Origin of the sequence: Trebonia sp., assembly GCF_030042015.1 — a bacterium.
Classification (GTDB): Bacteria; Actinomycetota; Actinomycetes; order Streptosporangiales; family Streptosporangiaceae; genus Trebonia.
In genome coordinates, this window is record NZ_JASIAL010000301.1 from 1 (window position 1) to 21,210 (window position 21,210).

Genomic DNA, 21,210 nt, shown 5'->3' on the forward strand with positions numbered 1-21,210 from the left:
GCAGTAGAACGCGTCGAACCCGGTCTCCCGACAGTTCAGCAATTCTGAAGGGCCGGAACGGGGAACTCACGGATCGGGCGCCTGCTGGGGGCTCTGCGCGTCCGTGGGTTCGGTGGTCGCGCTGGCGGCCTGGGCGTAACGCAGCCCGGTGCGCGGGGCGAAGCCGAAGACGGCGGCTAGGTGCAGCGGGTCGGCCCGGCCTGCCAGGGCTTCTTCGACTATCCGGTCGTCGCGGAGCTGTTCGGTGGTGACGGGCAGGCTGCGGAACAGCCTGTTCATCCAGAACTCGCTGACCGGCTTGCCGGTGTGGGCGGTCTTGCGGGTGACCAGCAGGTAAGGGCTGGCCGTGGCGGGCCAGCGGCTGCCGCGGAAGTCGAGGTAGCCGCGGATCGCTCCGGCGGTGAACTGATCAAGGGGCCGGTCAAGGCCCTGCGGGTCGAGCCGGAGGCCGGGCAGGTCGATCTGGTCGGTGCGCAGGTGCCGGATCTGGCCGGGCAGCAGCGCGTGGACGCCGGCCAGCGGTTGTGGCTGACGACTCGGTTTACGATGAGATCGCGGCGCTGGCCGAAGATCCTGGCTACGGGACAGCGCGTCAGATGATCGTCTTGGGATTGGGCCGGTCGAAGGATCCCCGGGCGGTACCGCTGCTGGTCGGCCTCTTGGGTGACGAAGACGTTGTGGCGCATGCGGTGATGGCTTTCGGCAGGCTTGAGCCGTCCGGCGTGCGTCCCGCGGTCGAGCGGCTGCTGGATCACCCGCGGAGCCTTGTCCGGCGTGAAGCGAAGAAGGCGCTGGCCCGGCTGCCAGCGTAGCGTGCGCAGCGGGCCAGGATTGGGACCAGATTCTCTTGCCGAAGCTGGCGCGGATCGGGCCGTAGGTGATGGCTTTGCGCTGCCCTACATAGGGCAGGAGGACGCGCAGGGCCTGGTCCTCGGGTTCGGGGAGATCTCGATGGCATTACCCGCCATGGTCGGGGAGGCAGACATCGGCAGTGGTCGCCGCGGTGTGTATTGCCTGTCGGCGGGACCCAATCCTCACCGGCGGTTCTCCCTCAGGAATGTTGAGTTTGGGGCGTTCATCGTCGAGCTCGACCCGGGTCCCTTGAACTTCGAGCCGTGGGCCGGCGCGTCAGCGGGTGATGTCCCGTGACCGGGAACGAGGGTTTGATCCAGGTCATCCTGGCCGCGCATGAACGGCGCGACGAATGTCTGGGCCGCGTCGGCCGTGTCGGCTATCTGCGGCCCGGCCGGTGAAGCTGGCTACCTGCCGACATGGCATGTCGGCGCTCACGTGGCTACGTCGCTGATGGGGGGCGTCATCGGGCAGCGCCTCAAGCAGGCAGGCATGCTGGACCATCTCCGACGCGGACGCCATCGTCGCCGTGCGCTGTCGCGAGCCTGGCAGCACCTGGGAAGCCATCTGGAGCAGTCCGCACACACTCAGACACGAACCGCCCGGCCCAGACCCAAAGGTGATCTCGCCCCCCTACAAAGTGACGCACGTGCGCCACGAGGCGCATTGCTGTATCGCCCGCGTAGCGGGCACGAACTGGAGGAGGCTCGCCTGACGGGCGGAATGTCGGTGGCGTCTGCTGGAATGGCCTTGTGACGCAACCGGACGAGCGGGCACCGCGCGCGGCGTACACCCCCGCGCAGCTGGCGCGGGTGCTGCGGCTGCCTGAGCCGACGCCGGAGCAGGCCGCGGTGATCGGCGCGCCGCCCGGCCCGGTTGCGGTGATCGCGGGCGCCGGGTCCGGCAAGAGCGAGACGATGGCGGCGCGGCTGGTGTGGCTGGTCGCCAACGGGATGGTGCGCCCGGACCGGGTGCTCGGCCTGACGTTCACCAGGAAGGCCGCCGCGGAACTCGCCGACCGCGTCCGTTCCCGGCTGGACCGGCTGCGCCGGGCCGACCTGGCCGGCAATGGCGACGAAACGGATGACCAGGGCGAGCCCGTGATCTGCACCTACCACGCGTACGCCGGGCGGCTGGTCAGCGACCACGCGCTCAGGGAGGGCCTTGAGCCGTCCATGCGGCTGATCACGCCCGCCCTGTCGTGGCAGCTCGCGGCCTTGATCGTGGCCGCCTACGACGGCCCGATGGACGAGGTCGGGTGGACCCCGCAGACCGTCACCGCGGCGGTGCTGCAGCTGGCCGGGGAGCTCGCGGAGCACCTGCGGGAGCCAGCCGACGTGACGGCCGTGGGCGAGTGGCTCGCCGCACGGCAGGCCGTGCTGCCCGGCCGAATCCCGGCTGGCGTCAAGAGGATCGTCGAATCGCAGCGGGCCCGCGAACAGCTGCTGCCGCTCGTCAGCCGGTACGCCGCGGCCAAGGCGGCCCACGAGGTGCTCGACCATGGGGACCAGGTCGCGCTCGCGGCGCGGATCGCGTCCCGGCATCCAGAAGTCGGGGTCGCCGAGCGCGGCCGCTACCAGGCGGTGCTGCTCGACGAGTACCAGGACACCAGCCACGCCCAGCTCACGCTGCTGCGTGCCCTGTTCGGCGGCGGGCACCCGGTGACCGCGGTGGGCGACCCGTGCCAGTCGATCTACGGCTGGCGCGGTGCGAGCGCGGGCAACCTGCGGCGGTTCGCCACGGACTTCCGCGCCAGCTCCGGGGCGGACGCGCCGGTGCGCCTGCTGTCCACGAGCTTCCGCAACGCGGGCCGGGTGCTTGACGCGGCCGCCGTGCTCCAGGCGCGGCTGCGGGCGCAGTCGCCGGACGTGCCGGTCCTGGTGCCCGCGCCGGACCGCGGCAACCGGGGCCATGTCTGCTGCGGGCTGCTGCCCACCGTCACCGACGAGGCGGAGTGGGTGGCCGGGCAGGCGGCCGCGCTGCTGGCGCTGCCCGCAGGGTCCGCGCCGGACGGGCAGCCGTGGCCGGACGGCAGGGCCGCCGGGGTGCGGCCCGCGGACATCGCGGTGCTGTGCAGGAAACGGTCCCAGTTCGTGCCGCTGCGCCGTGCGCTGGAAACGCGCGGCATCCCGGTCGAGGTGGTCGGGCTCGGCGGGCTGCTGAGCGTCCCCGAGGTGCAGGACGTGGTGGCGACGCTGCGGGTGCTGCACGACCCCGCCGCGTCGGACGCGCTGGCCCGGCTGCTGACCGGGCCGCGCTGGCGGATCGGCCCGCGCGACCTGGTGGCCCTCGGCCGCCGCGCCCGGGACCTGGCCGTCGGCGCCGACGGCGATGCCGCGGATTCGTCCCCGGTTTCTGCTGTCATAACGGCAGAAACCCGGAACGAATCGTCAGCAGCGGCAGGCGAGGGCACCGCTGACGCGCTCGCCGAGGCGGTCACCGACCTGACGGCGGAGACCGGCTCGCTGGTGGAGGCGCTCGACGACCTCGGCGACAGGGCTCGCTACTCCGCCGCCGGGTACGCCCGGCTGCGCGCGCTCGCCGCCGAGACGCGGCGGCTGCGCGAGCACGTCGGGCGGCCGCTCGCCGACCTCATCGCCGAGATCGAGCGCACGCTCAGCCTGGACATCGAGGTCGCCGCCCGGCCCGGCGGTGACCTGAGCGCCGCGCGTTCCGACCTAGACGCGTTCGCCGACGTGGCCGCGACGTTCGCCGGCGAGCAGCCGGAGCCCACGCTCGGCGCGTTCCTCGCCTACCTCGCCGCCGCCCAGCAAGAGGAGTTCGGCCTGGAGACCGGGCGGGTCGGCGAGGCCGACACGGTCAAGCTGCTCACCGTCCACGCTGCCAAGGGACTGCAGTGGCCTGCCGTGTTCGTGCCCGGGCTGGCGGCGGGGGAGCGGGCGCAGGTGTTCCCGGCCCGGCCGCGGGTCTCCACCAAGTGGACGGACAACCCGCGGCTGATCCCGTTCAGCCTGCGCGGCGACGCCGCCGATCTGCCGGCCCTGAACGGGCTTGACGCCGAGTCGCTGACCGCGTTCGCCGACGCGTGCGGCGCGCGCGACCTCGCCGAGGAACGCCGGCTTGCGTACGTCGCAGCCACCCGCGCCGCGTTCTGGCTCGGCTGCTCGGGGTACTGGTGGGGCGAGGGCACCGCGCCGCTCGGCCCTTCCGTGTTCCTCACCGAGGTGCGCGCGGCCTGCGAGGCCGGCGCCGGGACGGTGCGCGGCTGGGCGGACCAGCCGCCGCAGGACGCGGAGAACCCGCTGCTCGCCGACGTGGACGAGGCGGACTGGCCGGGGACGCGCGCCGGGCGGTACTACGAGGCGGTCAGCTCGGCCGGCCAGCTGGTCGAGGCCGCGCGGCGGGCCCGGGCCTGGGAACCCGGCCAAGTCGCCGACGAGGACGAGGCGGACGAGGCGGGCGAGGCGGAGACCGGGCTCACCGCGGCCGAGCGGGAGCTGATCGCGGCGTGGGAACTCGACGCCGGGCTGCTGCTCGCCGAGCGTGCTCGGTACCGGCACCGCGATGGGCCCGTGCCCGTGCCGCTGCCTGCCCGGCTGTCGGTGTCCGCGCTGGTCGCGCTGGCCCGCGATCCCGACGAGCTGGCCCGGCAGGTGCGCCGCCCGATGCCGCGCCCGCCGGCCAGGCAGGCACGCCGCGGGACGGAATTCCACCGCTGGCTCGAGGAGCGGTTCGGGCAGCAGCGGCTGATCGAAGACGACGACCTGTTCGCGGAGCCGGACGAGTCCGACGCGGAGCTGATCGAGCTGCGGGCGCGGTTTGAGGCCGGCGAGTGGGGCGGCCGCTGGCCCCGCGAGGTCGAGGTTCCGTTCGACATGCTGGTCGGGGACCGGCAGGTGCGGGGGCGCATCGACGCGGTGTTCGCCGATCCGGACGGCGGATTCGACGTGGTGGACTGGAAGACCGGGCAGCCCCCGCGCACGCAGGCCGAGTTCGACGCGGTCGCGGTGCAGCTGGCCGCGTACCGGCTGGCCTGGGCGGCACTCGCCGACGTCGCCCAGGACCGGGTGCGCGCCGCCTTCTACTACGTGCGCCACGACCTGACGGTCCGCCCGGCCGACCTGCTCGACGAGGCCGGCCTTGTCGCGCTCATCGACCGGGTGCCGCTGACCGACCAGGCAGGCTGAGCCGCCAGCCGACATGTGGCGCAATCTGTATGCTTTCGCGTCCGATTTGCACCTTTTGTACAATCAATTTGCGCCACATGTCGTTCCCCTCGGCGGCCGTGCCGCCCGAGATGGGTGAATTATCCGTTTCGGAGCGCTCAGGACCGCAGGTAGCGCTCGACCGACTCCACCTTGCCGGTGAGCGCGCCCGTCACGCCGGGGCGCAGGTCGGCCTTGAGCACGAGGCTGACCCGGGGCGCCCTCGCGGCGACCGCGTCCACCGCCTCCCTGACCACGGCCATGACCTCGTCCCAGTCGCCCTCCACCGTGGTGAACATCGCGTCGGTCTTGTTCGGCAGCCCGCTCGCACGGACCACCCGGACCGCCTCCGCGACGATCTCGCCGACGTCTTCGCCGGCGCCGAGCGGGGTTACCGAGAACGCGACAAGCATGGGCCCAGGCTAGCGGAACAGCCTGTCGATGTAGTCCGCGCCGATGCCGACCTTCTCGTAGTGGTCGCGGCACAGCTTGATGTAGTCGAAGACGTCGAACGTGCCGTTCGGCTCGCCGTTCTCGTCCAGCCAGATCAGCGGGCCGGTCACGTTGAAGGTGACCATCATCGGCTCGTCCGACTCGTACGCGACGAGCGTGTGTGCCTCGCCCGGCGCTTCGTAGATCCAGTCGCCCTTCGTGGCCACCCAGTCATGCTCGAGGTAGCCCCACTTGCCCGAGATCGTGTAGGCGAAGACCTGCTGGGGGTGATAGTGCCGGTTCACCATCCCGGCGCTGCGGCAGTACAGCACGTCGCACCAGCGGTTCTGGCTGGGGGAGATGAACAGCGGCCGGCTTCCCGCGGTCGGCGACAGCGGCGCGTACCATCGCTCGTCCAGCGTGGCCGCGTCGTGGATGTACGCCTCGGGTGCCGCGCCTGGCCGGAATACCTCCGCGACCGGCTTCAGCTCGCGCCAGAACTCGTTGGCCATGACCAGTTCCCCTTCGCATTCGTGTTGCCTCGTACAACGCTCAGCCTCGCGTGCCGGGAGCCCGCGGGGCAAGCATCCCGGCCTCAGCGGGGACACCGAGGCACCGAGCCGCACCGAGGCACCGAGCCTCACCGAGGGTGACCAGGACGATCCGTTACTCTGGCGTCCATGAACGCGACGCCGCCAGAACAACGCACGCCGTCTGCCTACGCCGCCGCCGGGGTGGACGAGGAGCGCGAGCAGGCCGCGTTCGCCCGCGTCATGCGCCCGTGGCTGGCCCGCACCACGGTCAGGTCCCCGCTGGTGACGTCCATCACCGGGCTGGCCAGCGGCTACTTCGCGACGCTCATGCACGTGCCGCCAGGCCCGCCGCTCGCGCTGACCACCGACGGGGTGGGCACCAAGATCATGCTCGCCCGCGAGGCGAACCGCTGGGAGCCGATCGGGATCGACTGCGTGGCGAACAACGTCAACGACCTGATCTGCGTCGGCGCGGTACCGCTCGCGCTGCTCGACTACATCGCCACGGACCGGATCGACGAGGGCGTGCTCGACGAGGTAGCCCGCGGCCTGTTCCTCGGCGCGGAACTAGCCGGCATCGCGATCCCCGGCGGCGAGATCGCGCAGGTCGGGGAGATGCTCGCGGACTCGGCAGGCGGCGGCCCGATGCTCGATCTGGTGGGCACGGCGATCGGCGCGCTCCCGCCGTTCCAGGCCCCGGTCGGGGCCCCCACGCAGGCGCCGCGGCAGTCGCGGCTGAGCGAGGAGGCAGGCCGGGTCCTGGGCAGCCAGCCGGCCTGGCGGGAGGCCGTGGACGGCAGCGCGGCCCGGCCGGGTGACGTGGTGCTCGGGCTGCCGAGCTCCGGGCTGCACAGCAACGGTTACTCCCTCGCCAGGCACGCGCTGTTGCGCACGGGCGGCATGTCGCTGTCGGACCCGGTACCGGGCAGCGGCCGCCGGCTGGCGGACGCGCTGCTGCAGCCGACCCGGGTGTACGTGAAGGCGGCGGAGGCGCTGTGGGCGGCGGGCATCACCCCGCGCGGCATGGCGCACATCTCCGGCGGCGGGCTGCTCAATCTCGCCAGGCTCGCGGCCGACGTGTCCTACGAGCTGGACGCGATCGTTCCGGTGCCGGAGATATTCGCGCTGATCGCCGACCGGGGCGAGATCCCGCCGGCCACCATGTACGCGACGTTCAACATGGGAATCGGGTTCTGCGTCGTCGTGTCCAAGTCCGACCAGCCGGCCGCGCTCGAGGCGCTGAAGGACGTCGGCGAGGACGCGGTCCGCGTCGGCTGGGTGACCAGCCGCCCCGGCCGGACGGTGTCGATCCCGTCAGCGGGCCTATTGGGCAAAGGGGACGCGTTCGAACCGGTACGTTAGGTTCCCATGGACATCCGGGAGTTTGTTGAGGCGAACGCGGCCGAGTTCGCCGCCGCGCTGCAGGAGTGGCTGGCGATTCCATCGGTGTCGGCCGACCCGGCCCGCCACGGCGACGTGCGCCGGTCAGCCGAGTGGCTCGCCGCTTACCTGGGCAAGACCGGCTTCCCCGTCGCGGACGTGTGGGAGACCGCGGGCCTGCCCGCCGTCTACGCGCACTGGCCCGCCGACGGCGAGGACGCGCCGCACGTGCTCGTGTACGGCCACCACGACGTGCAGCCGGCCGAGCTCGCCGACGGCTGGGACTACGAGCCGTTCGAGCCGGCCGAACGAGACGGGAAAATATACGGCCGCGGCGCCTCCGACGACAAGGGCCAGGTGCTGTTCCACGCGCTCGGCGTGCGCGCCTGCCTCGCGGCGTCCGGTGCGACCGCGCCGCCGGTATCGATCACGATGCTGATCGAGGGCGAGGAAGAGTCGGGTTCGCCGAACTTCGCCGGGCTCCTCACCGACCGCAGGGACCGGCTGCGCCCCGACGTGATCGTGGTCAGCGACACCACGATGTGGGCGGCGGACGTCCCGTCGATCTGCACGGGAACGCGCGGCCTGGTGGACGCCGAGATCACCCTGACCGGGCCGTCGCACGACCTGCACTCGGGCTCGTTTGGCGGCGGCGTGCCCAACCCGCTGCACGCGCTGGCGGCGCTGCTCGCCGGGCTGCACGACGCGGACGGCCGGGTGACGCTGCCGGGCTTCTACGACGACGTGATCCCGCTGTCGGACGCCGAGCGGGACCTGCTCGCGAGGCTGCCGTTCGGCGAGAGGGAGTGGCTGACCGGCGCCGGCGACAGCGGCGCGACGTACGGCGAGGCCGGCTACACCACGCTTGAGCGGATCTGGGCCCGGCCGACCGCCGAGGTCAACGGCGTCTGGGGCGGGCACACCGGCCCGGGGCCGAAGACGATCATCCCGGGCCAGGCACATGCCAAGGTCTCGTTCCGGCTGGTCGCCGCGCAGGAGCCGGCCGCCGTCATCACATCGCTTCGGGAGTACATCAAGACCTTTACTCCGAACGGACTCGTGGCGACTGTCACCGCCGGACACGGAGTACGCCCGTGCAGGTCGCCGATCGACTCACCTGCTGTGGCCGCGACACGCCGGGCGATGGAGCGCGCGTTCGGCCGGGAGGTGCTGTTCACCAGGGAGGGCGGCAGCGGCCCCGAGGCGGACCTCGCCGGCATCCTCGGCGCGCCGCTCGCCTTCCTGGCGGTAGGGCTTGACGCGGACCGCATTCACGCACCCAATGAGTATGTGGACCTTTCCAGGCTGCTGCGGGGCGCGGAAGCGGCGGCCTACCTGTGGGGAGAGCTCGCGGCAGGCGCGGGGACCGACCCGTGGTAAGCGTCCCCGCAGGCACAGAACCCTTCGAGGCCGGCCCGCTAGGCCGCCTCGCTCTCGCGCGCTCCGCGGTCGACCGGGCGACGCACCTGCGCGGCGACGCCGCGTGGGTGGCGGCCGCGTGGGCGAATCCGCGCACCCGGGTGCTCGTGGTCAGCGACTCCCAGGCGCTCGTCCGGTTCGACGGTGACCAGCCGGAGCTGGTCTTCGTGCCGCCGGGCGACGCGCCGGAAGGCACCAGGTTCCTGCTGGGCGTGGATGAGAACGACGTCGCCTACTTCGGGGTGAGCGGCGTGCTCGCGGCAGCCGCCACGGCTCGTTCAGAAGAGAACGGCGCTAAGCCGATGTCGCTGCGGCAGTTGGGCGCGGTGCTCAGCGACCGGGACGCCGGGCTGTTCACCCACGCGGTGGCCCTGGCGAACTGGCACGAGAGCCACACCCACTGCCCGCAGTGCGGCACCCCGACCGTGCCTGCCCCGGCGGGGCACCTGACGACCTGCCCGAAGGACGGGACCGAGCACTTCCCGCGGGTCGATCCCGCGATGATCGTGCTGGTCACCGACCCGGACGACCGGTGCCTGCTGGCCAGGAACCTGGCCTGGCCGCAGCGCCGGATGTCGGTGCTCGCCGGGTTCGTCGAGACCGGTGAGTCCGCCGAGCACGCGGTGGCCCGCGAGGTCTTCGAGGAGACCGCGATCGCCGTCGGGCAGATCCGCTACCTGGGCAGCCAGCCGTGGCCGATGCCGCGCAGCCTGATGCTCGGGTTCCAGGCCGTCGCCATGGCCGGGCAGCAGATCGTGGTCGACGCCGAGGAGATCGGCGAGGCGCACTGGTTCACCCGCCCGGAGCTGCTGGCCGGCCTTGAGGCGGGCGAGCTCGGCATCGCGCCGACGTCCTCGATCGCCCGCCGACTGATCGAATACTGGTACGGCGCCGAGCTTCCCGACGGACCTGGCGGCTGGACGACGCCGGCTCGCTAGCATGTTGTTCACAGTTTTTTCCGTGGTTTTGCATCGTAATTTCTTGACAAAAACGATCTATTTACTAGGCTATACTGGGCAAGCGCGCGGATGGAGGTGGCGGAGGACGTGCAGATAGGAACCCGACTGCTCGGCGGCATGGAGGCCCCGCCGTATGAGCCCGCGGCCTCGCCGTCGCCGGCCGGCGCGGACGGGACCCTGCTCGCGGTCGTCCCGATCCCGGGGACAGGGACGTCGCTCGCGATCGTCGGCTACCCGGTGAACGCGGTGGGGGCGCTGGGCCTGCCGGACGAGCCCGGCTCGCCGGAGGCCGCGAACGGCCGTACCGGGCTGCTGCTCGACCACGACCAGCGCCGGGTCTGGGTGGACGGGGCGGAGGTCACGCTCACGTTCCAGGAGTTCGAGCTGCTGGCCTTCCTCAGCGCGCACCCGTCGACCGTGTTCACCAGGACCGACCTGGTACGGCGGGTGTGGCAGCGCGACTTCTCCGCCGACAGCCGCACCGTCGACGTGCACGTCAGCCGGCTGCGGCACAAGCTCGGCCCGGCCTACGGCAGGTACCTCGTCACCGAATACCGGGTCGGCTACCAGTTCCGGCCGCCGCTCATCTGATCACCCGCTGACGTCCGGGCCGGCCTTGCCGATGCTGATCCGCAGCAGCACCCGGCGCTGCGCCTGCATCGCCGCCCGGTACTCATCCCAGTCAGGGTGCTCGCCGGAGATGCGCCGGTAGTAGTCGACGAGGCCGTCCATCGCCGACGGCAGCTCCACGATCTGCGCCGTGCCCTCGATCTGCACCCACCTGCCGAAGAACCCGTCAGGGAACCCGCACAGCCACACCCGCGGATCGCGCCGGATGTTGCGGACCTTGTACGCGGTCTGCCGCGTGCTGATCACCACGTGCCCCGCGTCATCGACGCCGACGGTCACCGGCGAGAGCTGGGGCGTCCCGTCGCCCTTGAGGGTGGCGAGCACCGCGTGGTGCTGGGTCCGGACGAACTCGAGCGCTGCGTCAATATCCATGGCTACATCCTGGCAGGACCAGTGCCGGGCACGCGGGTTCAAGCAGTCCCAGGCTTATTCTATTCTACTAACATCATATAATAATGGAATCGACGGAAGAAGGGGTTATGTTCAGGTTCCAGCTGGACGGCTCCTCGGGTATACCGCCCTACCTGCAGCTGGTCCACCAGGTGCGGCAGTCGCTGCTGCTCGGCTACCTGCGTCCGGGTGACCGGCTGCCGACGGTCAAGGAGGTCGCCGGGGACCTGGCGATCAACCCGAACACGGTCGTCAAGGCCTACCGCCAGCTCGAGCACGAGGGCCTGGCGGGCGGGCGGCCGGGCCAGGGCACGTTCATCACCGCGACGTTGGCGTCGCCCCCGCCCGACACGTACACGGAGCTGCGTGCCCTGCTTGAGCACTGGTTCCGCGCCGCCGAGGCCGCCGGGCTCGGCGAGGAGACGGTGACCGCACTGATCGCGGTGGTCCGCGACGACGTACGGAAGGAGCGGGTCGGATGACGCTCCACGACGGCGTGGCGCTGCGGGCAGACCGGCTGGGCAAGCGTTACGGCCGGGTATGGGGGCTGCGCGACTGCTCGTTCACGGTGCCCGCGGGATCGGTCGCCGGCCTGGTCGGCCCCAACGGCGCGGGCAAGACCACCCTGCTCTCGCTGACCGTGGGCCTGCTCGCGCCCACCGAGGGACAGGTAGCTGTCTTCGGCGAGCTGTCCCGCGCCCACACCGCGGCGACGCTGGCCCGGGTCAGCTACCTCGCCCAGGACCATCCGCTGTACCGCGGCTTCAGCGTCGCCGACATGTTCCATTTCGGCCGTTCGATGAACCCGCAGTGGGATCAGGCCCTCGCGCAGGCGCGGATGGACGCCCTCGGCATCCCGCTCGACCGGAAGATCAAGGCCCTGTCCGGCGGGCAGCAGGCTCAGGTCTCGCTGACCATGGCGCTGGCCAAGCGCGCACCGCTGCTCGCGCTCGACGAGCCGGTCGCCAGCCTGGATCCCATCGCCAGGCTGGAGTTCATGCGCGACCTGATGGCGGTGACGGCCGGCACCGGCCTCACCGTGCTCATCGCCTCGCACGTGATCGCCGAGCTTGAGCGGATGTGCGACTGGCTCATCGTGCTCACGGGCGGGCGTCTGCAGCTGGCGGGACCGGTCGACGACCTGCTCGCCGCGCATCACCTGCTGACGGTGCCCCGGTCGGTCCCCGACGCCGGGCTGCCGGGAACGGTCATCAGCCGCACCGACAGCGACCGGCACTCCACCGCGCTGGTCAGCGCCGACCTCGGCCAGCTCGCGCACACGTGCGGCGCCGGCTGGCGGACCGAGCCGGTCAGCTTCGAGCAGCTGGTGCTTGCCTACCTGCAGCGCCGGCCCGCGGCCGGTCCCGCCGAGCATGCCCGGGTCGCCTCGTGATCTGGGTCACCTGGCGCCAGCATCGCACCCAGGCCATCGCCTGCCTGGCGCTGCTCGGCGCCGTGGCGATCTTCGCGCTCGCCGTCGGCACCTGGATGCGCATGTCGTTCCGTGCCGATGGCCTCCCCGCCTGCCTGGCGGCGAGCGGCGGCGCCGGCTGCCCGGCGGTTCTCACGTCCTTCGTGCACAGGTTCGACAACAACATCGCCATGTACATCAACGTGCCGCTGATCGCGATACCCGGGCTGCTCGGGATCTTCGCCGGCGCCCCGCTGCTCGGCCGGGAGCTGGAGCGCGGCACCTGGCGGCTGGCCTGGAGCCAGACCGTGCCAAGGACCCGGTGGCTGGTCACCAAGCTCGGGCTGCTCACCGGCGGGCTGATCGTCTTCGGCGCCGCGGTTACCGCGCTGATGACCTGGTTCCATCAGCCGCTGGACCAGGTCACCGCCAGGGTCCAGCCCGGCATGTCCAACACGGAGGGGCTGACGTTCACCGCCTCCCTGCTGTGCGCGTTCGGGCTCGGGGTGCTCGCCGGGCTGCTGCTGCGCAACGTCATCGGAGCGCTGGTGGTCGCGTACCTCGCGTGGGAGGTCCCCAGCACCGTCGTCGTCCTGCTCAGCGGTCCGATCAATATCCCGGCCCCGGCCGTCATGCGGATCCCGTGCCGGGCCGGCTGCCCGGGCGCCAGCACCGTCTCGGTGCCCCCGGTCACCGGCCACCTCGGGGACTTCGTGCTCGGCATCACGCGCAGCGCAGGCGAGCTCGTCGTCACCTACCTGCCCGCCAGCCGGTTCTGGACCATCCAGCTCATCGGGGGCGGCCTGTACCTGGCCGTCGCCGTCGCGGCGCTTGGCACGGCGGTCTGGCTGCTGCATCGTCGCACTACCTAACGGAGCCTGCAAATGAATCCTCGGGCGATCGCCATCATCGCCGTCGGCTGCGCGCTGTGGGCCGCCTGGCAGGGCTTCTGCCTGTACAACCTGGCCAGGGCCGACCGGGCGCGGGTGCGCTACCTGCCCAAGTGGGGCTGGGCGGTCATCTGCCTGGCCTCATGCCCGTGGGGCGGCCTCGCCTACCTGGTCTACGGCCGGCCGGCCTTGGGCCGCGACGTGTGAGCGCCCGGCTAAGCCGCAGGAAGCAGCGCCTGAACCCAGGCGGCGACCCGGTCGGCCGCCTCGGCCGCGCCGGCGGTGCTGGTGTCGAATGACGGCGTGATGCGGGCGCGCAGCCATGCGGCGAACCGCTGGTGCTCGGCGATCTTCGCCTCGGTGGATGAGGCGCGCCAGGCAGGGCGTGCCCGCAGGCGGCCGGCCAGGACATCGTCGGGGCAGTCAAGCAACGCGAAGTGAATCGGGCCGATGAGCTTGCGGGCAGGCAGGCGCTCCAGCTGGTCGGGGGTGAGCGAGCCGGTAAGCACGGTGGCCTGGCCGCCGAGCGCCGCCGCATGGGCGAGCTGGAGCCAGGTGTTGCGCCAGGTGTCCCAGCCGAGCGCGGCCACGTGCAAGATGACGTCGGTCTCGACGACCAGGCAGCGGGGAAGAAGGCTCCGCAGCGGTCCGGTAATCGTGCTCTTGCCGGCACCGCTGGCGCCGGTCACTACGAACAGCGGCAGCGCGGGAAGCCAGGACTCACCGCCGCAGCGCGGGCAGCGCAGCCGGTGCGCCCCAGGGTCGGCATCCAGAATCGTCCCCGGGCCGCAGCCCATGCAGAAAACCTCATCGGGGGGCTTCTCCGGGTGGCTCATGCCAGGATCGTAAGCACATGGCAGCGCCGGCTAGTCGGCGCGGAGGGTGGGCGGCGGGTGGCTGTGCAGCATCTGCCCGTTGGGCCCGTAGGCGGTGGTGGTGCCGTCGGGGTGCAGGACCAGCTCCCAGCCCCGCCGGTGAATGCAAACGTCATGATGGAATTGACTTAGTAGAACGCAGTTGTGGACGCTGGTGGTGCCGCCGTCCTTCTTGTGCGTCGCACCAGGCGGCGGGGCGGTCGCACCGCGGTCAGGCGCAGGCCTTGTCGCGCAGCAGCACGGCCCGGCGGATGGCGGCCGGGATGCTGTCGGAGTAGCCCTAGTCCGCGTTTTGTACCTACTCTAGGTGACATGGCCGATACACACCGGGAAAGTAAGAACGCTCAGCTCAGGGCAGCAGTGTACGCGCGGCTGAGCGAGACCTACGACGCTGCGGAGTCAGTGCCCACGCAGCTCGCCAACGCCGACCGGCACGCGGAACGGCGCGGCTGGCGGGTGGTGGCCCGGTTCAAGGACGATGGCTATTCCGCGTTCAAGGAAATCAAGCGGGACGATTTCGTCAACCTGATCGACGCCATCGAGCGTGACGAAATCGACGTGGTGATTATCCGCGACGTGGACCGGCTGACCCGCAACCTGCCGGACTGGAGCCGGTTCGAGAAAGCCGCGATCGAGCACCGCGTTCTCCTCAGCGCGTATGCCGGCGGGGACCTGGACCTGTCCACCCCGGAAGGCGCGTATTACGGCGGCATGGAAACGCTGCGGGCAAAACGGGAAAGCGCCGTCAAGAGCGTGCGGGTCCGCGAGGCGCATGACCGGATCGCGCGCAGCGGGAAGCCGTCCGGGGGCGGGCCGCGGTGGTTCGGGTATACCCGCGTGTACGCCAACCCGGAGGAGACCAGTAAGCGCAAGCGCGTCATCCTGCGGGAGGACATCAACCCGGTCGAGGCCGACGCGTTGCGGGACGCGGCGGAACGGGTGCTGCGGGGCGAGGCGGTCGGGTCGATCATCCGGGAATGGACGGCGCGCGGGATACGGCCGTCGCGGGCGCGGAAATGGGATGAGTCCTCGCTGGTGCGGACGCTGCGGTCGGCGCATCTGGCCGGGTTGCGGGAATGGCACGGGAAGAAATATCCGGCGCAGTGGCCGGCGATCCTGGACGTGGAGACGCATGAGCGGCTGGTGCGGCTGTTTTCCGATCCGTCGCGGCGGGCGCACGTGGTGGGCCGCAAACGGCATCTGCTGTCCGGGATCGCGCGGTGCGGGAAGTGCGGCGGGCCGCTGTACCCGTACAAGGCAAGGACGGGGAAGTCGGCGACGTACCGGTGTGTTACCGGGCCGGCCGGCAAGGGGTGCGGCGGGATCTCGGTCAATCAGGAGATCCTGGATGAGTACGTGACCGGCGCGGTGCTGGACGCGCTGGAATCTCCGCGCGTGCAGCAGGCGGTGCGGGCCGGGCAGGATACCGGCGCGCCGCGCCGCGCGGAACTGCTGGAGGAAATCCGCAGGGCCCAGGACAAGCGGGCCGACGCGCGGCGGGACTGGGCCGAGGACGTCATCGACAAGGACGACTGGCTCGATATCAAGCAGCGCACCGAAGCGCGGATCGCGAAAGCACGGAAGGAATACGACAAGCTGACCGGGTCGGCGACCGTGTTCGGCGACATCCCCGCCTCCGACATGGTCCGCGACGCGTGGGAGGACTGGAATACCGACCGGCGCCGCGCGGCGGTCAAAGCCGTCCTAAACCGGGTGATCGTGAATCCCGCCCCCAACCGCAGCTTCGGAATCAGGGACCGCGATCTCATCCTGCGCGCGGTCCGTGACCGGAGCGAATTCGACTGGCGGTTCTGATACCCCGCAGGACCCGGAAAAGCGGCGGGGGATTGCTCCTCCGCCGCTCTCCCTTTCCTGGGCGGTGTCATGCCGCCGGCTTCGTCCTTTCTTGGTTGGTTCCGGGTGTCCGGGACCTACGCGCGGTCCGCAGCAGCCCGGCAAGGACGGCTATCACGGCAGGATCGTCTATCTGCTCCGGCAGCCCTTGCCTGGCCCGTGACCGGCGCGCGTCTACCGCGCCGGCCATGCGGATCACCGCCCGTTCCGCCGCGCTCAGCGGCGCCCGCGGGCAGCGCGCATGTGTCCCTTTTGCCCTATCGGCGGTCACCTCTTCCGTTTCTCGCCTCTGACGGTCAAGATCAGTCGCGGGGTATCACCCCCCTCCGGACAACTCGGCGGGGTCTTATCGCCTCCCTTCACGGTCTGGTGTGCCTATCCGGAAACACGGCGCGCGGCCGCCGGCGGTTCGTCCACGTCCAGATTCCGCCGACATGCGCGAGGCGTGGACGTGGACGGTAGACGGCCTGCCGTACGGCTCCCAGGCGCACGCAGGACGCCTGAGAGCAGACATTCCCGACCGCAAAGCTTCGCGGTTGTTACGGCGCGTCCAGAGCGATCCTGGGCGCGCGCCTACGGCGAAGCTCGGCAGGGCCGTGCAGAAGCTCAAGGACCGGGCCCTGCTCAGGGGAAGAGAGTAGGGCCCGGGTCCTTCACGGTGCCCGTGCCGGTCCGGGGCGCACCGGATTGCGGACGGCGCATTACCACAAATCGTCGTCGTCGTTTTCCTGGCTCAGCTCGGCGGCGATCATTTCAGTGATGTAGGTGGGCAGCATGTCATGCCCGTCGCCGCGATAGCCGTCGACTGCCTCCAGGAAAAGGGCATCGATACGTGCGCGGTATGACCGCAGCTCCGTGACCAGCGCGTCGGGTAGTTCCTCGCGCGCGGCGAGCAGCATCAGCGTCGCCAGCCGCAGCCGGCGAAGATTGTTGATCGCGTCATCGCGTATTACCGGATTCTTGAGCATGGCCAGCAGCAGGTCCCAGTTCTCGGCTTTCTTCCGCTGGTCTGCGATCAGATCAGATGTACTCGTTTGTTTCATCTGTGTCACTCCCTTGCCGGGCAATCCGGCGGGTTTTCTATAGGCTGCGCGGCGGAAGCCGCTCTGGGTGCCACTCGCCTCGCTGTTCCAGCTCGCGCCGCGCCGTGCTCGTCCAGCTGGCGAGTGCCTTCGCGAGGTACCCGGATGGCGCGAACTCGGCGAGTGCCCAGGCGTGCCGGTAGGTCGCGATTATCTCCCATGACTGCATGTCTTTCGGCGCGCCCGTTAGCGATGCCAAGCGAGCCTACACGCTCGGACTTGCCAAGAGGTCCGCAGCAGTATGCAAGACCGGCCCTGGCCTGCCCGAAACAGATCACTTATAGAGTCCGACGTGCGAACGCAATACTTCGCCTATAACTTCACCCACTCTCACTGGAACGGCATTGCCGATCCAGCGACCTAGCCTAGCGAACAGAATTGGCTCGCCAGGTGGGACAAATTTATAGTTACGGGGAAACGTCTGGAGCATCGCCGCTTCTCGAAGGGAGATTGCGCGATCCCGCTCTGGATGACCGAAGCGTCCGTTTCCATAGCCGAAGCACTGTGTTGTAATCGTTGGCGCAACCTTATCCCACTCCATACGTCCGTAGACGCTCGGGTAACTCGCGCCAGTTGCCTTGTAGTGACATGCGGCTCTTAGGGAAGGATCCCAATCTCTCCACGTTCCTCCCGGAAGAGAAGCTCGAATACGTTGCAGGTTCAAAGGGCTGAGCGAAGATGCCTTATGCAAACGGTCTTCGTCGTTCTGCTCGCCGGCGTCAAGTTTCGGAAGCTCAGAGATCTTGTCTCGCACAGTGCATGTTACGCCTGATTCTTTCGGCATTTCCAGGCCATCGGGACCAAGGCGAGAAGCGAGAAGTACAAGCCGTCGACGAGATTGTGGTACGCCAAAGTCAGAGCATTCAATTACTGCCCACTTAACATGATAGCCGGTAAGTTGATCCAGAAACTCTTTGAATGCACTATGATCCACCAGCTGAGACACGTTCTCCATGGTGACAAGATCTGGCTGCACTTCCCTGATCAGCCGACCGAACTTCGGTACAAGTTGCCAATCAAGTGCCCGCTTCTTACTGCGGCCACTTCTACTATAGGTAGAAAACGGCTGGCAAGGGGCGCAGCCCGCCAATAGCGTTAGATCGGCTCGGCCAAAAGCTTTCCTGATCTCATCGGCAGTCAACTTTGCAACATCGCACTGTATGAACGTAGCAGAATTGTTGGCCTCATATGGATATCTGCAGGCTGCGTCGATGTCATATCCAGTCTTGACTTCTATTCCGCCGAGTATCAAACCGTGCGTCAAACCGCCTACGCCGCAGAACAAATCAATTGCTGCGATACGCGGCGAGGCATTACCGGGGCTCATGCGGCACCTTTCGGCCTGCGCTCCGGCAATACATAAGCACACAGGTCAATATAATCCGAAAAGCAGGTAATGGCCTCGCGTAGATAACCTCCTATTGCGTTCGTGATATCGCGTAGCTCTGCGACTACTACCCCTTCTGCGCACTCTACAAATGAGATCTGACCGTGAGCTAGATGGTTGCGACGAGTCTTTACTAGTTTCATTGCGCCCAGGTTGTCGCGGAAGGGCCGTTTCACACTAGTATTAGTCGTCGCGCTGATCTGCAGTTCACAGCCAACACGTTTACTTATCCTATAGATCTCCTCATCATCCCAGTTGCCACCACCACCGATGTCAATCTTTAGTTGCGCCACAGGGAGTCGCGCGATTAGATGATTGCACATTGCCACAGCGTCCTGGAGTCGATTATCCGGAGTCAGATCAATATGAGTTCGCGCCATAGATCGAACCCACTCCTGCTTCAATTCGGCGATTAGATCATCTACACGCCAGGAGTTGGGATGTGAGGTGGCGGCTTCAGTTATCTCACCGATACAGCGGGAAACAGTGGCCTCTACAAGATTATAAAGCTGTAGGTAGACGCTCGAATAGAGGATCTTTTGCTGAGATGCAGTAATGGCAACACCAGATCCTTCGATTCTCGGTGTGCCGTTTCGCACTGCTTCTTCAATAGTTTGGAGCAGGTCGAGATAAGATTCAATTTCCGCAAATCGCTCTTCGAAGAAGTCGCGGAGGTCTGAGGTCGTCATACGGAAAGGAGTTTCTGTTCCACATAGCTGATGCGTCCGCGAAGCCGTGCTATCGCGTTGGCGCCGTCAGAACCTGTAACTTCCGTAAAGTCTTCACTGTCTATCCAGCCTTCGACATTTAGCCTATCAGCGGGCATCTCAGCCAGATCAGGACGAGCCTCCAGTGCTGCCCGAGATCCGATTGCGATAGCTTCAAAACGCGCCCGCGGTGTGGAGTTACCGGTAGCGTTCTTCCGGAAGCCATACGGAAAGACGCGATTGACGAATTGCATCGTCTCCATAAAGAGTTGGCGACAAGCATCGGCTCGCGTAGCGTCCTCCTCGAATACACTGTTCATTTTCTTTGAATACGCGAACAGAAAGTCAGAAGGACGATCATGGTAATCTTCGAGTCCGTCCCCGTACGCAAAGAAGCGCGTGACTAGTTCCTCTGATTGGCGTTCTTCACGCTGCGCCTTGGACATTGGAGCAAGGTGAACAAAAACATCCCATTCAGCCAACTCTATTACGAGATCGAGGAACGGTCCTGCTAGGGCACCTCTCCTAACCTCCGCAAACCTAGGAGTTTTACTGCCAGTGTTTATCCTTTCGAACATATCTAGGCGGGCAGCATCATCTGCACGCTCGTTGAGAACTATCCCCCGTATTGATCGATTCACGATCTTTTTCTGGCGCGACTGCGGCAGATCCTTGAATGTGAATCCAGACAGCGCAGTTAGCTGCTCTAGGTCACCTAGACGCAAGTCGCCAAAAACAAAATCTTGGAGAGTGCGCAGTCTCTGCGAGCCGTCGACAATTTCTAGCTCGCCATCAGGCATCTCCCAGAAGAAGAGGAAGGGAATCGGCAGGCCCATGATTACAGACTCGATAAATTTCCATTTACGCGGCTCCTCCCACGTAAAGTTCCTCTGATACGCCGGGACGACAAAAGATCCGTCACGCATCTTAAGAGCGAGCAGCTCAACTGAGTACTCAGTTATATAGAACTCGATCCGTTTGGTAAGCTCGATGATCTGCCGCTCGGCAGCGTCAACCTCCTCTGAGGTTCGAGGACGAACTTTACGCGGTGGAATTTCTTTCATCCCCTCTCTAGCTTGACATGGTATGTCGACCGTATACGCTTTGCCCTTCGCTGCTCCGCGCGCTACTACTTAGCGGGATCTTGGAAGATACTAAGCGTTCAGCTTACCTATTGAGCCGCAGGCTCGCCGTAGCCGAAGGTGTGCCTCGGCAGTCTCGGGGGCTAGGCCGCGGTTCGGCGCACGTCTGGCTTCATATCGACTTGGGAAACGCTTCGGTTCGTGACGCTGGGCGACCTCCTGCTGAGCCGATGTCTGTCTGCACGGTGCGAGGCTCATGGTAAGGCCGACCTCCGACAAAACGATCTTGGCCGTATGCCCGAGATGCCTGATATGTGACAAATGGTCCGATACTTGCCCACCAGGCCGGTGATCTGCCGCGCGCAGGATTCGGAGACCTGCCCGGCGGCCATCGCGCCGACGACGCCGCGGTGGGCGCTGAGCCGGCGCATCTGCCTGACCGCGGCCTTGGCGTCCTTCCTGGTCATCTGGGTCCTGGCGGCCAGCCAGGCGGCCGGGCTCCCGTACCCGTCGGCGTCGTGCGCGCCCGCCGCGTCGAACCGGCGCAGGAACGCCGCGTGCGCCGCGGCGAACTTCGCCCGCAGCCCGCCGAGCGAGACCAGCACCTCCCCGAGCCCGGCAGCGGGGAACTCACCGGCCGCCGGGAAGTTGAGGTAGTCCAGCCCGGCGCCCAGCAGCCGCAGCGCGTCGGCAACGCTCTCCGGCGTGCCGTCGTTCTCGCCTTCGCTTCCGGTGCGCATACTGGATCACCTCCCCGGAGCCGGGTCTTGTTTGCAGGCTTACCACGATTATAGCACACCCGTTCTATGTAGGACAACAAATGACACAAGATCGTTTTCGAATATCGAGGGAGTACCGGTCATGGGCACGGACCTGGCGCACCGCACCAGGGCGAACGTGTCTTTACAGGTGCGGTCGCCGACGCGGTCAGCCTGTCGGATCAGGGAACCCGAAGTGCTGGACTCGCACCACGAGGATGACGTCGTCCCGGTAATCCTCAAGAAACCAGATCATCACGGTGCCCTCGCCGTAGCTCTTCACGTTGGACACCGCTTCGCGGACGTCGAGTGACGTGCCTATTCTGCGCACCGCCACAGCGTCGGCAATCCGGGACGCGAGGCTTTCCACCTGGTCAATTTGGGCCTGGGCGAGCCCGCCCAC

At 68.0% G+C, this 21,210-nt stretch carries 23 protein-coding genes; 11 read left to right on the forward strand and 12 right to left on the reverse strand.

The genetic code is table 11. The annotated features are described in order from the left end of the window. Window positions 1–66: 66 nt before the first annotated feature. Window positions 67–279: a hypothetical protein gene (locus Q1N79_RS15960; protein WP_300609858.1), complete on the reverse strand. Its 213-nt coding sequence runs from the start codon at window positions 277–279 to the stop codon at window positions 67–69. A gap of 245 nt (window positions 280–524) precedes the next feature. On the opposite strand from Q1N79_RS15960, the gene Q1N79_RS15965 reads away from it, so the two are divergent. Both Q1N79_RS15965 and Q1N79_RS15970 read left to right on the forward strand, forming a co-directional pair. Continuing rightward, complete coding sequence (locus Q1N79_RS15965) at window positions 525–812, forward strand: HEAT repeat domain-containing protein (protein ID WP_300609859.1); 288 nt, start codon at window positions 525–527, stop codon at window positions 810–812. 792 nt (window positions 813–1,604) lie between these two features. Beyond that, window positions 1,605–5,000 (forward strand): ATP-dependent DNA helicase, encoded by a 3,396-nt coding sequence (locus Q1N79_RS15970; protein ID WP_300609860.1) that lies wholly within the window; start codon window positions 1,605–1,607, stop codon window positions 4,998–5,000. Between the two features lie 137 nt (window positions 5,001–5,137). Here Q1N79_RS15970 and Q1N79_RS15975 read toward each other — a convergent pair whose 3' ends face one another. Both Q1N79_RS15975 and Q1N79_RS15980 read right to left on the reverse strand, forming a co-directional pair. Beyond that, window positions 5,138–5,431 (reverse strand): MTH1187 family thiamine-binding protein, encoded by a 294-nt coding sequence (locus Q1N79_RS15975; RefSeq protein ID WP_300609861.1) that lies wholly within the window; start codon window positions 5,429–5,431, stop codon window positions 5,138–5,140. Between the two features lie 9 nt (window positions 5,432–5,440). Beyond that, window positions 5,441–5,962: a 2,4'-dihydroxyacetophenone dioxygenase family protein gene (locus Q1N79_RS15980; protein ID WP_300609862.1), complete on the reverse strand. Its 522-nt coding sequence runs from the start codon at window positions 5,960–5,962 to the stop codon at window positions 5,441–5,443. A 168-nt stretch (window positions 5,963–6,130) separates the two neighbouring features. Here Q1N79_RS15980 and purM point away from each other — a divergent pair, with 168 nt between their 5' ends. The 4 genes from purM to Q1N79_RS16000 all read left to right on the forward strand — a co-directional run bounded on the left by purM (window position 6,131) and on the right by Q1N79_RS16000 (window position 10,332). Next, window positions 6,131–7,345 (forward strand): phosphoribosylformylglycinamidine cyclo-ligase, encoded by a 1,215-nt coding sequence (gene purM / locus Q1N79_RS15985; protein WP_300609863.1) that lies wholly within the window; start codon window positions 6,131–6,133, stop codon window positions 7,343–7,345. A 6-nt stretch (window positions 7,346–7,351) separates the two neighbouring features. Further along, the gene (locus Q1N79_RS15990; protein ID WP_300609864.1) at window positions 7,352–8,743 is read left to right on the forward strand and encodes a dipeptidase; all 1,392 of its coding nucleotides are present in this window, start codon (window positions 7,352–7,354) and stop codon (window positions 8,741–8,743) included. Next, complete coding sequence (gene nudC / locus Q1N79_RS15995; RefSeq protein ID WP_300609865.1) at window positions 8,737–9,720, forward strand: NAD(+) diphosphatase; 984 nt, start codon at window positions 8,737–8,739, stop codon at window positions 9,718–9,720. The genes Q1N79_RS15990 and nudC overlap by 7 nt, the downstream gene beginning before the upstream one ends. 90 nt (window positions 9,721–9,810) lie before the next feature. Continuing rightward, the gene (locus tag Q1N79_RS16000; RefSeq protein ID WP_300609866.1) at window positions 9,811–10,332 is read left to right on the forward strand and encodes a winged helix-turn-helix domain-containing protein; all 522 of its coding nucleotides are present in this window, start codon (window positions 9,811–9,813) and stop codon (window positions 10,330–10,332) included. Here the strand turns inward: Q1N79_RS16000 and Q1N79_RS16005 are convergent, their stop codons facing one another. Continuing rightward, window positions 10,333–10,743 carry a PPOX class F420-dependent oxidoreductase gene (locus tag Q1N79_RS16005; RefSeq protein ID WP_300609867.1) on the reverse strand — a complete coding sequence of 137 codons (411 nt, stop codon included), beginning with the start codon at window positions 10,741–10,743 and terminating at the stop codon, window positions 10,333–10,335. Window positions 10,744–10,850: 107 nt separating this feature from the next. On the opposite strand from Q1N79_RS16005, the gene Q1N79_RS16010 reads away from it, so the two are divergent. Genes Q1N79_RS16010 through Q1N79_RS16025 form a run of 4 tightly spaced genes read left to right on the forward strand, consistent with a single transcriptional unit; the run spans window position 10,851 to window position 13,269 of the window. Then, entirely contained in the window at window positions 10,851–11,243 is a 393-nt protein-coding gene (locus Q1N79_RS16010; protein ID WP_300609868.1) for a GntR family transcriptional regulator, read from the forward strand. Next, on the forward strand, window positions 11,240–12,154 hold the full coding sequence (locus Q1N79_RS16015; protein WP_300609869.1) for an ABC transporter ATP-binding protein: 915 nt from the start codon (window positions 11,240–11,242) through the stop codon (window positions 12,152–12,154). Before Q1N79_RS16010 ends, Q1N79_RS16015 begins: the two co-directional genes overlap by 4 nt. Then, on the forward strand, window positions 12,151–13,044 hold the full coding sequence (locus Q1N79_RS16020) for a hypothetical protein (protein WP_300609870.1): 894 nt from the start codon (window positions 12,151–12,153) through the stop codon (window positions 13,042–13,044). Before Q1N79_RS16015 ends, Q1N79_RS16020 begins: the two co-directional genes overlap by 4 nt. 12 nt (window positions 13,045–13,056) lie before the next feature. Continuing rightward, window positions 13,057–13,269, forward strand: coding sequence for a hypothetical protein (locus Q1N79_RS16025; protein WP_300609871.1), 213 nt, complete (start codon window positions 13,057–13,059; stop codon window positions 13,267–13,269). 8 nt (window positions 13,270–13,277) lie between these two features. Here the strand turns inward: Q1N79_RS16025 and Q1N79_RS16030 are convergent, their stop codons facing one another. Continuing rightward, entirely contained in the window at window positions 13,278–13,898 is a 621-nt protein-coding gene (locus tag Q1N79_RS16030) for a nucleoside kinase (protein WP_300609872.1), read from the reverse strand. Between the two features lie 351 nt (window positions 13,899–14,249). Between Q1N79_RS16030 and Q1N79_RS16035 the strand changes: the two genes are divergently transcribed. Further along, window positions 14,250–15,752: a recombinase family protein gene (locus tag Q1N79_RS16035; protein WP_300609873.1), complete on the forward strand. Its 1,503-nt coding sequence runs from the start codon at window positions 14,250–14,252 to the stop codon at window positions 15,750–15,752. A gap of 740 nt (window positions 15,753–16,492) precedes the next feature. On the opposite strand, the gene Q1N79_RS16040 is transcribed toward Q1N79_RS16035, so the two are convergent. The 7 genes from Q1N79_RS16040 to Q1N79_RS16070 all read right to left on the reverse strand — a co-directional run. Next, window positions 16,493–16,834 (reverse strand): hypothetical protein, encoded by a 342-nt coding sequence (locus Q1N79_RS16040; RefSeq protein ID WP_300609874.1) that lies wholly within the window; start codon window positions 16,832–16,834, stop codon window positions 16,493–16,495. A gap of 37 nt (window positions 16,835–16,871) precedes the next feature. Next, the gene (locus Q1N79_RS16045) at window positions 16,872–17,072 is read right to left on the reverse strand and encodes a hypothetical protein (protein WP_300609875.1); all 201 of its coding nucleotides are present in this window, start codon (window positions 17,070–17,072) and stop codon (window positions 16,872–16,874) included. Window positions 17,073–17,147: 75 nt separating this feature from the next. Beyond that, window positions 17,148–18,200 carry a DNA cytosine methyltransferase gene (locus Q1N79_RS16050; RefSeq protein WP_300609876.1) on the reverse strand — a complete coding sequence of 351 codons (1,053 nt, stop codon included), beginning with the start codon at window positions 18,198–18,200 and terminating at the stop codon, window positions 17,148–17,150. After that, entirely contained in the window at window positions 18,197–18,949 is a 753-nt protein-coding gene (locus Q1N79_RS16055) for an MAE_28990/MAE_18760 family HEPN-like nuclease (RefSeq protein WP_300609877.1), read from the reverse strand. The genes Q1N79_RS16050 and Q1N79_RS16055 overlap by 4 nt, the downstream gene beginning before the upstream one ends. Continuing rightward, complete coding sequence (locus Q1N79_RS16060) at window positions 18,946–20,031, reverse strand: DUF262 domain-containing protein (protein ID WP_300609878.1); 1,086 nt, start codon at window positions 20,029–20,031, stop codon at window positions 18,946–18,948. Before Q1N79_RS16060 ends, Q1N79_RS16055 begins: the two co-directional genes overlap by 4 nt. A 272-nt stretch (window positions 20,032–20,303) precedes the next feature. Further along, window positions 20,304–20,789 (reverse strand): hypothetical protein, encoded by a 486-nt coding sequence (locus tag Q1N79_RS16065; RefSeq protein ID WP_300609879.1) that lies wholly within the window; start codon window positions 20,787–20,789, stop codon window positions 20,304–20,306. 187 nt (window positions 20,790–20,976) lie between these two features. After that, on the reverse strand, window positions 20,977–21,210 hold a 234-nt coding region (locus Q1N79_RS16070; RefSeq protein ID WP_300609880.1), incomplete at its 5' end, for a hypothetical protein.

Coding starts and splice junctions, on each gene's coding strand:
- Q1N79_RS15960 (WP_300609858.1), bottom strand. CDS start 279: ATGAACAGGCTGTTCCGCAGCCTGCCCGTCACCACCGAACAGCTCCGC.
- Q1N79_RS15975 (WP_300609861.1), bottom strand. CDS start 5,431: ATGCTTGTCGCGTTCTCGGTAACCCCGCTCGGCGCCGGCGAAGACGTC.
- Q1N79_RS15980 (WP_300609862.1), bottom strand. CDS start 5,962: ATGGCCAACGAGTTCTGGCGCGAGCTGAAGCCGGTCGCGGAGGTATTC.
- purM (WP_300609863.1), top strand. CDS start 6,131: ATGAACGCGACGCCGCCAGAACAACGCACGCCGTCTGCCTACGCCGCC.
- Q1N79_RS15990 (WP_300609864.1), top strand. CDS start 7,352: ATGGACATCCGGGAGTTTGTTGAGGCGAACGCGGCCGAGTTCGCCGCC.
- Q1N79_RS16000 (WP_300609866.1), top strand. CDS start 9,811: ATGGAGGTGGCGGAGGACGTGCAGATAGGAACCCGACTGCTCGGCGGC.
- Q1N79_RS16005 (WP_300609867.1), bottom strand. CDS start 10,743: ATGGATATTGACGCAGCGCTCGAGTTCGTCCGGACCCAGCACCACGCG.
- Q1N79_RS16010 (WP_300609868.1), top strand. CDS start 10,851: ATGTTCAGGTTCCAGCTGGACGGCTCCTCGGGTATACCGCCCTACCTG.
- Q1N79_RS16015 (WP_300609869.1), top strand. CDS start 11,240: ATGACGCTCCACGACGGCGTGGCGCTGCGGGCAGACCGGCTGGGCAAG.
- Q1N79_RS16025 (WP_300609871.1), top strand. CDS start 13,057: ATGAATCCTCGGGCGATCGCCATCATCGCCGTCGGCTGCGCGCTGTGG.
- Q1N79_RS16030 (WP_300609872.1), bottom strand. CDS start 13,898: ATGAGCCACCCGGAGAAGCCCCCCGATGAGGTTTTCTGCATGGGCTGC.
- Q1N79_RS16035 (WP_300609873.1), top strand. CDS start 14,250: ATGGCCGATACACACCGGGAAAGTAAGAACGCTCAGCTCAGGGCAGCA.
- Q1N79_RS16040 (WP_300609874.1), bottom strand. CDS start 16,834: ATGAAACAAACGAGTACATCTGATCTGATCGCAGACCAGCGGAAGAAA.
- Q1N79_RS16050 (WP_300609876.1), bottom strand. CDS start 18,200: ATGAGCCCCGGTAATGCCTCGCCGCGTATCGCAGCAATTGATTTGTTC.
- Q1N79_RS16055 (WP_300609877.1), bottom strand. CDS start 18,949: ATGACGACCTCAGACCTCCGCGACTTCTTCGAAGAGCGATTTGCGGAA.
- Q1N79_RS16060 (WP_300609878.1), bottom strand. CDS start 20,031: ATGAAAGAAATTCCACCGCGTAAAGTTCGTCCTCGAACCTCAGAGGAG.
- Q1N79_RS16065 (WP_300609879.1), bottom strand. CDS start 20,789: ATGCGCACCGGAAGCGAAGGCGAGAACGACGGCACGCCGGAGAGCGTT.